This is a genomic window from Blautia sp. ZXY-1-B12 (genome assembly GCF_056339915.1).
Genome location: NZ_JBWJVP010000304.1, coordinates 1 through 12,531, shown reverse-complemented (window position 1 = coordinate 12,531; position 12,531 = coordinate 1). Strand labels below are relative to the sequence as shown.

The following is a 12,531-nucleotide window of genomic DNA, read 5'->3' as shown; positions in this document are numbered from 1 at the left end:
ACTACCACGCAAGATAATTAAAGTAAATTTATAGGGCTTTATCCGAAAAAAGGGTAAAGCCCTTTTTTTGGATAAAATGGTTATAATTGTTTTCCTTTCTTCTTTCTTCTGCCTAAAACCCCTATAATAGTATCATATGAAAAGAAAGTAGACATAAAAATGAGTGCACAAACTAATATGACAAAAGGCAACCCCATAAAGTTGCTTTTATGTTTTGCTATTCCGCTTATGTTTGGGACAATATTTCAACAATCGTTTATCATTGTGGACAGAATTATTGTGGGACATTTGATAGGTGCAGATGCATTTTCATCCGTAGGCGCACCAGTTCTGTATCTATGAAATTTACTTCCCTCTGTCTTGGAATTGCGATTGGTTCAGGGATTGTTGTTTCACAATTTTACGGTGCAAATGATGAAAAGGGGACGGCTTCGGTAATTAGAAATGGCACAATAATAACGATATTGAGTACATTTATAATTTGTATAAACCGTATCTGCGCTATGTGTTTGATGTGGCGGATACCGGCGTTCGCCGTTCTTCCCCGGAACTGAAACCGTGGGAGGTGACGCCTGAAAACCACTCCTACGTCATGGAAGCGATGGAGCGTACCTTCGGTGTTGCCGCTGACGGGGTGCTGGAAGCACAGCTTCCGGAACAAGTTAGATGTGACCCTGAAGGGCACTGTGAGCCACAGAGTAGCCCTTGGCATAGATGCACGAGGAAATATCACTCAACTGGACAATGCCCTTTCAGGCATTCCTGAGCGCTTAGAACGAGCCAATGAACAGCTAAATAACCTCTACAATCAACAGGAAGCAGAACTGACAGCCAAAAGTCAGCGACTGGCAGAACTGGATGCAGCCCTGAATATGGAGGACTCTACGGAAAATCGTGACGAAAGGAGCGAGCCGGAGCGTCCTTCTGTGTTGGCTGATCTGAAATCCAAGGCGGAACATATTCCGCCTGCAAAATACTCTGAAACCCGTGAGGAGGTGTTGTAATGGCAAAGCGAGATCAGGATGTTCGTTTCCTTGCATCCAAGGAGGAGGTAGAGCGAATCCATGAGAAGATGGACGAGCTTGGCATCCTCAGCATGGGAGCCTATCTGCGAAAAATGGCTCTGGACGGGTACTGCATCAGACTGGATTTGCAGGATGTGAAAGCCCTGGTTTCGCTCCTGCGAATCTGCTCCAACAACCTGAACCAGTACGCCAAACGAGCGAACGAAACAGGCAGCATCTATCATGCTGACATTGAGGATTTGCAAAAACGACTGGAGGAAATCTGGACGGATATGAGAGAAGTTCTTGTTCGCCTGTCCTCAATTCAGTAATCCGACAACTTGTCGGGAAGTCACAACTGCGGTTGCGGCTTTACATAGGGACGTATAACCTTGTTTAGCTGATAGAATTATTCATATTCATGTGCTATAATTATTACAAATGGAGAACTTAAGAATTCGACAAAGCGGAATTTGGAGGAATATATATGGCAAATTCATATAGGATAATGAATGATGCTACATGAGAAAGAGCAATGCACTGCCAGATTTTCAGAAATAGTGTAGAACTAGTCTTTTTCGTAACATTTTAGTCATATATTACTGAATTTAAAATACATAAAATAAAAATAATAACAATTACTGTTATTGACAAAATAGAAAGTATCATGTATAATACAGACATACATAAAAAAGCAACAAAATACTGAAAAATTCAGTAGGAATCTATTAACAAAATGAATCAACATTGAAAAGGAGAAAATAGCTATGAAAAAATATGAATGTGAACCATGTGGCTATATTTATGATCCGGCAGTAGGCGATCCAGACGGAGGTATCGCTCCAGGAACTGCATTTGAGGATATTCCAGATGACTGGGTATGCCCGATTTGTGGATTAGGAAAAGATGTTTTTGTTCCTTTAGAAGACTAAGCAGAAAATGCAGGTGTGAAACTGACAGACACAAAAAAATCCCAAGAGAACATATAAAAAGAAATGGAGACCAGATTATGACTTACGATTTAAATATTACCTTTGATGACAATTTAGTAACAGGAAATGAAACAATTGATACCCAGCATAAAGAATTGATCGACCGTATTCAGAACTTTGTAACTGCCTGTCAAAATGGCGACAGCAAAGTAAAAGCAGTCAAAATGCTGGATTATCTGGATGAATATACTGACTTTCATTTCAAAGAAGAGGAAAAGCTTCAGGAAAAATCCGGTTATCCAGAGCGTGAAAACCATCATGAAAAACATGAAGAGTTTAAAAAGACAATTCAGGAACTGCATGAATACCTTCAGGATTATGAAGGACCAACTGATCGGTTCAGTGAACTTGTACAGAAAAATGTGATTGATTGGCTGTTTGGACACATTAAAACATATGACCGCTCTGTAGCAGAATTTATCTTTATGAGAGAAAATCCAAAACGATAATAAAATAAAACAGGGAAGGTGTTCCCTCAGAGAATTCAGACAAAAGGGTGAATATTCCTATGATGGATAACCTTAGAGAATACTGTGTCAATGTTAAGAAGATTACAAATTCAGCTAAAAAATAATACCACACCTTTATTTGACTGGGGAAAGTATTAGGAAAAAGATGTAAGGATAATGGTGCCTATATCTGTACAGACTCATTACTCATTTATTGATGGAATTCATATTGGTGAGTTTGTAGATTCATTAGAAAAATATTTTGCAAGTTTTTAACAATCAAGTTTCAGTTTGTTGAACTGAATCCGAAAAACATTAGGGCGCAGAGGAGATAAAATCCTTTGTGTCCTTTCTTTTTACACAAGGGTTGACATCGTTGTGTGATTACAGATACTCTTGTACAATGTAATTAAGAAGAAAGGAGTTGAGCCTATGAAGCTGGTATTGAAGATATTGGCACTGCCGGTGCTATTCGTTGTAAAATTGATTTGCGTTCTTAAAAATCTGCTTACAAATGTTGTGTCCTATGTGATTGGCATACTGCTTTTGGTCATTGGCGGTTCTGCGATTTACTGCATTGTAAAGGCCTTGTGGCAGTCCCTGCTTATTTTTGTGGTTCTTGGAATTGCGACAATAGCAGCGGTTTTCCTGCTCGTCTGGGCTGTTATGAAAGCCGAGAATATAGTAGAAAGTTTTGGAGCATTTATCAGGTCATAAGATAATATCAGAGAAAAGTCACCTTCGGGTGGCTTTTTCTTTTTGGGAAGGAAGTGATAGGAATGCCAGCGACAAGATTGATTGCAATTCATGTGAATAAGGGAAAGACGGTCGCTCAATGTTTGGCAGACAGAACCGACTACTCACAAAATGCCGCAAAAACCAATGATGGCGAATTTATCAGTTCCTATGAGTGTGATCCAAAGACAGCAGATGAGGAATTTCTGCTTTCCAAACGGCAGTATCAGCATATTACCAGCAGACAGCAGAAGAATAATATCATCGCATGAGAAACTGTACTTCTTCACCAATTTCCAGATACTTTTCGTTAAAATCAGGCATTTCCATTTTACATGGACTACACCAACTTGCCCAGAAGTTTAGGACAACGGATTTCCCGATAAAATCCGAAAGATGAACTTCATTTCCATCCAGATCGTAAACTGTAAAATCCGGTGCTAATATCTTTTCTGATTCATTCTCTTGTGTTGTTGGAGTGGAGGCTTCTGTGGATTCGGTTTCCTGCGGTGTTTGTGTAGCAAGCAGATTGGGAGCCAGTTTCTGTCCAAGCTGTTTATATAGAATTCCTTCACCACCTAAAATGAGAACAATCACAAGAAAGAGTATCATTATTATCTTCTTTTTATTCATAAATCCTCCTCAACTAAGCAGGCTGAGTAGCTGTCCCAGCGTTCCTGTTGCCATCAGGATACCCACCAATATCAGGAAACAGCCGCTGACAGTATTGATGATCCGATAGTGTTTATTAATCCAGTTGAAGGCTGACTTCAAATAGTCAATCAGAATAGCACTGAGAAGAAAAGGAATGCCAAGTCCCAACGAATAGCAAAGTAGCATCAGCATACCTTCGATTACATGACCCTGCTGAGAGGCCAGCATCAAGGCAGAACCGAGGAATGCGCCCACACAAGGTGTCCAGCCCAAGGAAAATATTATGCCAAAGAGTATAGCTGGGAAGAACCCCATCTCACGACTGTTTAATGTTTTACTGCCGCCTCTGAACAAATTCATTTTGAAAATGCCCAGAAAATTGAGGCCAAAAAGAATTACTATCAATCCGGAAATTAAATTCACTGCACCTTTGTATTCTCGCAGGAAGCTGCCAATGGTGCCTGCCAAAGTGCCCATTGCCACAAAGATTACAGTAAACCCGCTAACAAATCCCAACACTCCCAACAAGGTCTTTTTTGTGCTGCGTTCTCCACTACCTGCAAAATAGGAGATATAGATGGGTAGCATGGGAAGCAGGCAGGGTGATATGAAGGTGATAATGCCCTCCAAGTAAGCTACTGCGTATTCCATGAACCGCTGCACCCCTTTCCGAAAATACCGGACAACAGCCAGCCGATAAATCCCATATAGGCCATCGTGATGAACGGGTTAGAAGTCAGCGGACAAGCTCCAGTGGAGCATCCCACAAAGTAGTAATATGCAAGGCCAACTAATGCGCCGCCTGCGGTAAAAAGAACTGGCTTCAGCCATTTTTTAATTTTTTCTTTCATCTCACATTCCTCCTGCTAAATATTCCTCTGCATAGTGAACAGCAGTTGCCCCATCGGCCACAGCAGTTACGACCTGCCGTAATGCCTTTGTGCGGACATCCCCAACGGCGAACACACCGGGGATGTTGGTGCGGGTACTCTCATCTGCAATAATGTATTCAGCCGGATCAATCTCAATCTGATCTTTCATCAATTCGGTGGAAGGCTTTATTGTTCGTGACCTTTCCCGGTTCGCCAGAAATTATCTGGAAGCAGGTCATTATCTGGAATTTATCTTCCCGGCATACGGAGTTCGATTTATTTCAATCAATGACCACTACGACAGTGATGATTATGGTGAAAACCCAGCCGGGCATGACCTGGCTATCCGCAATCTGATTAATGAGATGTACAGCAAAGACATTTTCCGAAAAATCAAGAGTGCGGTGGATTTGAAAAAGCGGAGCGGAGAGTTTGTTTATGGCACAACCCTCTTTGGATATAAAAAGGGAGAAACAAAGAATACGATTGTTGTTGACGATACGGCGGCTATTACCGTAAAGCGTATCTTCAAACTTGCATCGGAAGGAAGCACCATCACAGCAATCGCTCGTTCCCTGAACAAAGATCATGTGCCTACCTCGTCACAACATCTGGCGCAATACCGAAGCAGTAAATATCCGGTCTACACCGGTTGGACTTGGAACTCGGTTAAGAATATCTTGGAGAATCGGATTTATACCGGTGATACAGAAGCGTTCAAATCCTATGTTGTAAAAATCGGAAGCGACCGCACGAAGCAGATTCCCCGTGAATTGCGGGAGATTATTCCTGATACGCATGAAGCAATTATATCCAGAGAGCTTTATTTCCTTGCCCTGCGTACCATCAAGTCTGTTGGCAAAACAAAGGGCGTACCGCAGAGAAATCCGCTTACTTCTCGATTGATTTGTGGATGCTGTGGAAGTACTCTTGGCAAAGGCAAAGCAAAGAACAGGAACTGGCTTTGTAGCAAAGCTCGATACAATGATGAACTGGAATGCAAGAATGTCCGTGCTGATGAGGAAAAAATCAAAGGAATTATCCTGCGGGCAATTCAGCAGCAATGTTCGCTGACGGATGTATCACTTCAAGAACAGAAAAAAATCCATAATGCGGTAAAGGCTGAGAGTGAAGTTGTCTCAGATAAAATCATGAGCTTGCAGCGTAGGCATAACAAGCTGCAATATACCAAACAGGAGCTGCTTGAAGCGGTTATGGATAATTGAATGTCCAGACAGGATTATGTAGAAAAGAAAAAGATTCTGCTGGCAGACGAAGAAAATATTGCAGCAAAGCTCGCCGTTTTACAGCAAAAATTTGAGGAACTGTCCGCTTGTAATGAACAGGCAAAGCAGAAGCGGGAAACCGCAAAAGAAATCATCCAATACAATGGCATATCAGAATTGACTCCGGAAGTAATGAAAGCGCTTGTGAAGCGTGTGGTTATTTATCCGGATAAGCACATTCGCATTGAATGGAATTTCTCTGATAACATGATACCGTTCACCAGAAAGGTGAACTGAACCTGAAAAATGTTGTCCATAATGACAATTACTTGTGTCTGGATGAGCCATGAAGAAGTAGTAGCAACCGTCAATCCATGAACGCTTGGAAATCAATAAGAGAATTATCCAGGAAAAGCAGGGAAAAGATAAGCCGGAGAGAATATGATCAGGATATAGGACGGTATAGCATAAGCAGAACAAGTCGGAGGTCGCAGATAACATGGTGACTTCCGGCCTTTTTGCGTAAGCAGTTACTGTGAAAGAAAAGTAACAAATCTCAATGTGTAAGGCATTGGATGTAAATTGACTTTGTTCGCACTTGGGATTATAATTTAAAAATAGAAATATGATTGATCGTGAACTCACTATAATATGGAGATGAAAGCATGGAATATCTTTCAATCAGTCAAACAGCTGAAAAATGGGGACTGTCGAAACGACGAGTGCAGGTATTTTGCTCTGAAAATAGAATTCCTGGAGTAATGCGTGTCGGCAGTTATTGGGCAATTCCGGCAGATGCTGAGAAGCCAAAGGATGCAAGAATCCGCAGTGGAAAATATGTAAAGAACACAAAAAACAAATAAAAGCTACAGTAATTAAAAGTGGGAATAGTAGCAGAATATACTTATCAACTTCCGATAATATTTGTTATCAGAAACTATCTACAGAAGAGGGAGGCTGTATTCATGACGATAATATCTAAAAAGCAGATGTCTGAAGAAGATATAAAGCTTCAATATATTACACCAGCGATTACGGCAAAATGGGATATCAAGAAAATAACGATGGAAACCAATATAACAGATGGAAAAATCAATCTGAAGGGGAATTTTGTTACCAGAGAAAAGCCGAAACGTGCAGATTATGTTTTATATTTGAATTCTAACAATCCGATAGCGATTGTAGAAGCAAAAGACAATAAACATAGTATTTCACATGGTATACAACAGGCAATGGCCTATGCCAGTATGTTGGATATTCCGTTTGCTTATAGTTCAAATGGAGACGGATTTTTTGAACATGATTTTCTGACTGGGAAAGAGCGTGAATTAGATCTTGATGAATTTCCAACAGAAGAAGAGCTATATTGCAGATACAAAAATGGAGCAAATAATGGAGAAGGTCTGTCAGAAAATCAGGAAAAAATGATTCAACAACCATATTATAGCAGCCAGAAGACATATCAGCCTCGTTATTATCAACGTATTGCAATTAATCGAACAGTAGATGCAATTTCCAGGGGTAAGGATCGCCTGCTTTTAGTTATGGCAACCGGAACTGGAAAAACATATACAGCGTTTCAGATAGTGTACAGGTTATTAAAAAGTGGTATGAAAAGAAAAATACTTTATCTTGCTGACCGTAATAATCTCGTGGATCAGTCTATTCAACAGGACTTTGCACCATTAGAAAAAGTAATACATAAAGTTAATTTTTCAAAGGATGATCCGAGTACGATTACGTCATATCAGGTTTATTTTTCATTGTATCAACAGTTGGCAGGTGGAAATGATGACCAGGAAGAAGATATTAATAATACAATTCTTAAACTGAAACAGTTATTTAGACCTGATTTTTTTGATCTAATCATCGTAGACGAGTGTCATAGAGGTTCAGCCAAAAAAGAAAGTAACTGGAGGAAAATTCTGGAATATTTTGCATCAGCAACACAGATCGGTATGACTGCTACACCAAAAGAAACAAAATACATATCTAACATTGATTATTTTGGTGAACCAATTTACACATACAGCTTAAAAGAAGGCATAGAGGATGGATACCTTGCTCCATTTAAGGTAATCAATGTTATGACAGATATTGGAGAAGGGTGGAGACCTCGCAAAGGACAATGTGATATTTACGGAAATGAAATTGAAGATCGAATTTATACCAATAGTGATTATGATTACAATATTATTATAGAAGACCGTATCCAACAGGTTGCAGCAGAAATTACAAACTATCTAAAAAGCACAAATCGTATGGCTAAAACAATCGTATTTTGTGCAACAGAAGATGCAGCAGAAAGAATGAGGGTAGCATTAGTAAATCAGAATTCAGATATGGTACAAAAAAATCCTGATTATGTAGTTCGGATTACCGGTAGTGATACATATGGAAAAAGCAAGTTAGACTATTTTATATCTGTCAGAGAAAAATATCCGGTAATTGCCACAACTTCAAAATTATTATCCACAGGATCAGACTGTAAAATGACAAAGTTGATTGTGCTGGATGAAATGATCGGTTCCATGACAGAGTTTAAGCAAATTATTGGTCGAGGAACACGTTTACGGGAAAAAGAAGGAAAAACACATTTTGTTGTTATGGATTTTCGAAATGTCAGTAGATTATTTGCCGATCCAGATTGGGATGGTCCAATCGAGATGGACGAAGATTTTAATCCTAAGTCCGGGTCAGGGAAAAATACAAAACCCCCTGTAGGACCAGGACCCGATCATGTAGATCCAAAGCAGCCGAAGCCAATTGTGAATCGGGATGGATGTCAGGTAAAAATTGTCTATAAGACTGTTTCTGTTTATGACACAAATGGAAAATTACTTCGTCAGGAAAGTATTATTGATTACACGAAGGAGAATATTCTGGGAGTATATGCTTCTTTGGAGAATTTTATCCGAAAATGGTCAGCAGAAGAAAAGAAAGAAAAAATCAGGGGACTTTTGCGTGAACAGGGGATTGATCTTGAAACATTGAAGGAAGATCAGGGAATGTCAGATGTCGATGATTTTGATTTTATATGTCATGTTGCATTTGATAAGAAACCATTGACACGCAAAGAACGTGCTGAAAATGTTAAGAAAAGAGATTTCCTGAATAAATATAGTGGTGCTGCCAGAGAAGTGTTGGAGGCATTATTGGACAAATATATGAATACGGGAATATATGAAATAGAAAAGACAGAAATATTGAAACTGGATCCTTTTATGAGAATGGGAAAGCCACAGAAGATAGCTTCTTATTTTGGCGGTAAGGATGGATATTTGAAAGCAGTAAAAGAACTGGGAAATGCAATTTATGATGGAGGAGCAGCATAAGAATGGGAAATATGTCAAATTTTGTAAAAAGAGTAAGAGATATCATGCGTAATGACGCGGGTATCAATGGCGATGCACAGCGTATTGAGCAGATAGCATGGATGCTCTTTTTGAAAGTATATGATGCAAAAGAACAGGATTGGGAATGGGATGAAGAAGACTATCAGTCCATTATTCCAGAAAAATGTCGCTGGAGGAACTGGGGATATGATGAAGATGGAAAAGGAATGACAGGAGACATTCTCTTGGATTTTATAAATAATACATTGTTTCCAACGTTGAAAAATCTTCCGGTCAATGCAGATACTCCAATAAAAAAGGCTATTGTCCAGACAACATTTGCTGATGCGAATAACTATATGAAAGATGGTGTTCTTCTCCGTCAGGTTATTAGTGTAATTGATGAGTTGGATTTGACAGATTATGAAGAAAGTCATGCTTTTGGAGAAATTTATGAAACAATCCTGAAGGAATTGCAGAGTGCAGGATCTTCAGGAGAATTTTACACACCTCGTGCAGTGACTGATTTTATGGCACAGATGATAAAACCACAGATAGGCGAAAAAATGGCAGATTTTGCTTGTGGTACAGGTGGATTTATCACAAGCTGGTTAAAAGAGTTAAAGAAAAAGGTTAAGACAACCGAGGACGAAGAAATGTATGCAAACTCTATATATGGAATTGAAAAGAAGCAATTTCCGTATATGCTTTGTATCACAAATATGTTATTACACGATTTAGATGTTCCGCAGGTTTTTCATGATAACACATTGTTGAGAGATGTTCTTGATTACACAGAAGATGATCAGGTGGATGTTATCCTTATGAATCCACCCTATGGAGGCTCAGAGAAAACAGAAGTCAAAAATCATTTTCCATCCGATCTTGCGAGCAGTGAGACGGCCGATCTTTTTATGTCAGTTATCATGTATCGTTTGAAAGAAAATGGTAGAGCAGCGGTAATTTTACCAGATGGATTTTTATTTGGAACAGACAATGCAAAAGTAGCCATTAAAACAAAACTGTTTTCTGAGTTTAATGTACACACAATTGTTCGTATGCCTGGAAGTGTTTTTTCTCCGTATACATCAATCACAACCAATATTTTGTTCTTTGATAGAAATGGTATTACAAAAGAAACATGGTTTTACCGTCTGGATATGCCAGAAGGATACAAGCATTTCAGTAAGACAAAACCTATGAAACTAGAGCATTTTGCACCAGCAGTTGAGTGGTGGGAAAATCGCCAGGAAATACAGGAAGAGGGATTTGATAAGGCAAAGAAATACAGCATTGATGAAATCAAAGAGAAGAACTATAACATAGACCTTTGTGGATATCCTCATGAGGAAGAAGAAATTTTACCACCAAAGGAATTGATTCAGCAATATCAGGAAAAAAGAGCAAGTTTAAATGCTGATATTGATAGAATTCTGGCGCAGATAACGGATATTTTGGGAATAAATCTGGAGGAGAACTAATGACTGGACAGCAATTAAAAAATTCAATATTACAAATGGCCGTGCAGGGAAAACTGGTTCCGCAGGATCCAAATGATGAGCCAGCATCTGTTCTCTTGGAACGTATTAGAGCCGAGAAAGAACAATTGATAAAAGAAGGAAAAATCAAGAAAGAAAAGAATCCTTCTATAATCTTCCGAGGAGCCGATAATTTGCCTTATGAGAAGGTGGGGAAGAATGAGCCGGTGTGCATTGCGGATGAGGTGCCGTTTGATATTCCGGAGAGTTGGGAGTGGGTTCGCTGGGGAACATTGTCGGAATCAATTCAGTATGGCTACAATGCACCAGCACAAGAAAACGGACGAATAAAGATGATTCGCATTAGTGATATTCAGGATAATTCTGTAATGTGGGAAACCGTTCCTTACTGCGACATAAAAGAAGGAGAAATTGATGCGTACCTTCTGAAACCCAATGATATTCTGTTTGCAAGAACAGGTGGAACGGTTGGGAAATCTTATCTTGTAAAAGAAGTTCCAGAAGAGGCTATTTATGCGGGTTACTTAATCAGAACCAGATATAGTAATCAGTTGTGTCCGCAATACTTGAAATACTTTATGGAAAGTGAGTTATATTGGTCGCAATTACGAGAAGGCACTATTGCCACCGCACAGCCCAACTGCAACGGAAAAACACTGGGAAATATGCTTGTACCGATTCCTCCATCGCATGAGCAACTTCGCATTGTCGAAAAACTTAATGCAGTTATGGCTCTTTTAATTGAATATGGCACAGTCGATTCAAAATTAAAATACTTGAACAATATTTTCCCAGAGCGACTTAAAAAATCCATTCTCCAAGAAGCCGTTCAAGGTAAACTTGTACCACAAGATCCTAACGATGAACCAGCCTTCATTCTTTTGGAACGCATTCGTGCTGAGAAGCAAAAGTTAGTTGCAGAAGGTAAAATCAGAAAAGATAAGCACGAATCTGTTATTTTCAAAAGGGATAATTCTCATTATGAGAAGTTGGACGGAATTGAGCGTTGTATTGACAATGAGATACCGTTTGAGATACCGGAGAGTTGGACGTGGACAAGGTTCGGACAGGTTATTTCTTTGCTTTCTGGAACGGATTTTAAGCCTGAAGAATATAATGATAAATGCAAAGGAATTCCATATATTACAGGAGCCAGTAGTTTATCGGAAAATGGTGTTTTAATAAATCGTTGGACGGAAACACCGAAAGTAATTGCAAATTATGGCGATATTTTATTGGTATGTAAAGGTTCTGGTTATGGAAAAACTGTGATTTGCGATATTGAAAAAGCACATATTGCAAGACAAATTATGGCAATAAAAAAAGTTTCAACACTTGATGTGCTTTATATCCGTTTATTCTTACAAGCAAATTTTGATCAGATAAAGTCTAAGGGGCAAGGAGTTATCCCCGGAATAGACCGAAATAGTGTTATGAATATGCTGTTTCCTATTCCACCGTTAGCAGAACAGAAACGTATCGTTGGAAAGCAGAGAGAATTGTTTGTTAAAATTTCTTTTAATTAGTGCTTAATTGAATAATATCTGACGAAAGGAGATCTTTCGCTATGATAGAAAACGAAAAATTTGAAAGACACTTGAGAAAAAGCAATCTCTCAGAAAACACGATCTCATCGTATATGTTTGCTATTAAGCAGTACGGACAACAATATGATGATGTCACACAGAAAAAGCTACGAGAATACAAGATATGGCTTATAGAAAATTATAAGCCCAAGACCGTAAATCTCAGACTACGTGCACTA

The 12,531-nt window shown here is 39.1% G+C and carries 17 protein-coding genes and 1 pseudogene; 14 read left to right on the top strand and 4 right to left on the bottom strand.

The genetic code is table 11. The features are described from left to right. Positions 1 to 209: 209 nt before the first annotated feature. The 7 genes from AC075L_RS21170 to AC075L_RS21140 all read left to right on the top strand — a co-directional run bounded on the left by AC075L_RS21170 (position 210) and on the right by AC075L_RS21140 (position 3,452). Positions 210 to 554, top strand: coding sequence for an MATE family efflux transporter (locus AC075L_RS21170; protein WP_476388160.1), 345 nt, complete (start codon positions 210 to 212; stop codon positions 552 to 554). Between the two features lie 132 nt (positions 555 to 686). Next, entirely contained in the window at positions 687 to 1,004 is a 318-nt protein-coding gene (locus AC075L_RS21165; protein ID WP_476388159.1) for a hypothetical protein, read from the top strand. Continuing rightward, positions 1,004 to 1,336: a plasmid mobilization protein gene (locus AC075L_RS21160; RefSeq protein ID WP_476388158.1), complete on the top strand. Its 333-nt coding sequence runs from the start codon at positions 1,004 to 1,006 to the stop codon at positions 1,334 to 1,336. Before AC075L_RS21165 ends, AC075L_RS21160 begins: the two co-directional genes overlap by 1 nt. 435 nt (positions 1,337 to 1,771) lie before the next feature. Further along, entirely contained in the window at positions 1,772 to 1,936 is a 165-nt protein-coding gene (gene rd / locus AC075L_RS21155; RefSeq protein ID WP_476388157.1) for a rubredoxin, read from the top strand. 77 nt (positions 1,937 to 2,013) lie between these two features. Further along, a complete protein-coding gene (locus tag AC075L_RS21150) occupies positions 2,014 to 2,445 on the top strand; it encodes a bacteriohemerythrin (protein ID WP_476388156.1) in 432 nt (143 codons plus the stop codon). Positions 2,446 to 2,877: 432 nt separating this feature from the next. Next, the gene (locus AC075L_RS21145; protein ID WP_476388155.1) at positions 2,878 to 3,162 is read left to right on the top strand and encodes a hypothetical protein; all 285 of its coding nucleotides are present in this window, start codon (positions 2,878 to 2,880) and stop codon (positions 3,160 to 3,162) included. A gap of 62 nt (positions 3,163 to 3,224) precedes the next feature. Beyond that, positions 3,225 to 3,452: a hypothetical protein gene (locus tag AC075L_RS21140; protein WP_476388154.1), complete on the top strand. Its 228-nt coding sequence runs from the start codon at positions 3,225 to 3,227 to the stop codon at positions 3,450 to 3,452. On the opposite strand, the gene AC075L_RS21135 is transcribed toward AC075L_RS21140, so the two are convergent. The 4 genes and pseudogenes from AC075L_RS21135 to AC075L_RS21120 all read right to left on the bottom strand — a co-directional run. Beyond that, a complete protein-coding gene (locus AC075L_RS21135) occupies positions 3,442 to 3,813 on the bottom strand; it encodes a redoxin domain-containing protein (RefSeq protein WP_476388153.1) in 372 nt (123 codons plus the stop codon). The genes AC075L_RS21140 and AC075L_RS21135 overlap by 11 nt on opposite strands. Before the next feature lie 9 nt (positions 3,814 to 3,822). After that, entirely contained in the window at positions 3,823 to 4,485 is a 663-nt protein-coding gene (locus tag AC075L_RS21130; protein WP_476388152.1) for a cytochrome c biogenesis CcdA family protein, read from the bottom strand. Further along, positions 4,470 to 4,685 (bottom strand): DUF6132 family protein, encoded by a 216-nt coding sequence (locus AC075L_RS21125; protein WP_476388151.1) that lies wholly within the window; start codon positions 4,683 to 4,685, stop codon positions 4,470 to 4,472. The genes AC075L_RS21130 and AC075L_RS21125 overlap by 16 nt, the downstream gene beginning before the upstream one ends. A 1-nt stretch (position 4,686) precedes the next feature. Further along, a pseudogene (locus AC075L_RS21120) lies at positions 4,687 to 4,893 on the bottom strand (NAD(P)/FAD-dependent oxidoreductase); the annotation flags it as partial. Here AC075L_RS21120 and AC075L_RS21115 point away from each other — a divergent pair. From AC075L_RS21115 to AC075L_RS21085, 7 genes are all read left to right on the top strand, one after another. Next, a complete protein-coding gene (locus AC075L_RS21115; protein WP_476388150.1) occupies positions 4,883 to 5,932 on the top strand; it encodes a recombinase family protein in 1,050 nt (349 codons plus the stop codon). The pseudogene AC075L_RS21120 and the gene AC075L_RS21115 overlap by 11 nt on opposite strands. Further along, complete coding sequence (locus AC075L_RS21110) at positions 5,933 to 6,229, top strand: DUF4368 domain-containing protein (protein WP_476388149.1); 297 nt, start codon at positions 5,933 to 5,935, stop codon at positions 6,227 to 6,229. It begins immediately after the preceding gene. Positions 6,230 to 6,597: 368 nt separating this feature from the next. Further along, entirely contained in the window at positions 6,598 to 6,795 is a 198-nt protein-coding gene (locus AC075L_RS21105) for a DNA-binding protein (RefSeq protein ID WP_476388148.1), read from the top strand. A 102-nt stretch (positions 6,796 to 6,897) separates the two neighbouring features. Continuing rightward, positions 6,898 to 9,267 (top strand): EcoAI/FtnUII family type I restriction enzme subunit R, encoded by a 2,370-nt coding sequence (hsdR, locus tag AC075L_RS21100; protein WP_476388147.1) that lies wholly within the window; start codon positions 6,898 to 6,900, stop codon positions 9,265 to 9,267. A 2-nt stretch (positions 9,268 to 9,269) separates the two neighbouring features. Next, positions 9,270 to 10,748, top strand: coding sequence for a class I SAM-dependent DNA methyltransferase (locus tag AC075L_RS21095; RefSeq protein WP_476388146.1), 1,479 nt, complete (start codon positions 9,270 to 9,272; stop codon positions 10,746 to 10,748). Beyond that, on the top strand, positions 10,748 to 12,292 hold the full coding sequence (locus AC075L_RS21090) for a restriction endonuclease subunit S (RefSeq protein ID WP_476388145.1): 1,545 nt from the start codon (positions 10,748 to 10,750) through the stop codon (positions 12,290 to 12,292). The genes AC075L_RS21095 and AC075L_RS21090 overlap by 1 nt, the downstream gene beginning before the upstream one ends. Positions 12,293 to 12,333: 41 nt before the next feature. Beyond that, positions 12,334 to 12,531: phage integrase N-terminal SAM-like domain-containing protein (locus tag AC075L_RS21085; protein WP_476388144.1), on the top strand; the 198-nt coding region annotated here is incomplete at its 3' end.

Coding starts and splice junctions, on each gene's coding strand:
- AC075L_RS21170 (WP_476388160.1), top strand. CDS start 210: ATGTTTTGCTATTCCGCTTATGTTTGGGACAATATTTCAACAATCGTT.
- AC075L_RS21160 (WP_476388158.1), top strand. CDS start 1,004: ATGGCAAAGCGAGATCAGGATGTTCGTTTCCTTGCATCCAAGGAGGAG.
- rd (WP_476388157.1), top strand. CDS start 1,772: ATGAAAAAATATGAATGTGAACCATGTGGCTATATTTATGATCCGGCA.
- AC075L_RS21150 (WP_476388156.1), top strand. CDS start 2,014: ATGACTTACGATTTAAATATTACCTTTGATGACAATTTAGTAACAGGA.
- AC075L_RS21145 (WP_476388155.1), top strand. CDS start 2,878: ATGAAGCTGGTATTGAAGATATTGGCACTGCCGGTGCTATTCGTTGTA.
- AC075L_RS21140 (WP_476388154.1), top strand. CDS start 3,225: ATGCCAGCGACAAGATTGATTGCAATTCATGTGAATAAGGGAAAGACG.
- AC075L_RS21135 (WP_476388153.1), bottom strand. CDS start 3,813: ATGAATAAAAAGAAGATAATAATGATACTCTTTCTTGTGATTGTTCTC.
- AC075L_RS21130 (WP_476388152.1), bottom strand. CDS start 4,485: ATGGAATACGCAGTAGCTTACTTGGAGGGCATTATCACCTTCATATCA.
- AC075L_RS21125 (WP_476388151.1), bottom strand. CDS start 4,685: ATGAAAGAAAAAATTAAAAAATGGCTGAAGCCAGTTCTTTTTACCGCA.
- AC075L_RS21110 (WP_476388149.1), top strand. CDS start 5,933: ATGTCCAGACAGGATTATGTAGAAAAGAAAAAGATTCTGCTGGCAGAC.
- AC075L_RS21105 (WP_476388148.1), top strand. CDS start 6,598: ATGGAATATCTTTCAATCAGTCAAACAGCTGAAAAATGGGGACTGTCG.
- hsdR (WP_476388147.1), top strand. CDS start 6,898: ATGACGATAATATCTAAAAAGCAGATGTCTGAAGAAGATATAAAGCTT.
- AC075L_RS21095 (WP_476388146.1), top strand. CDS start 9,270: ATGGGAAATATGTCAAATTTTGTAAAAAGAGTAAGAGATATCATGCGT.
- AC075L_RS21090 (WP_476388145.1), top strand. CDS start 10,748: ATGACTGGACAGCAATTAAAAAATTCAATATTACAAATGGCCGTGCAG.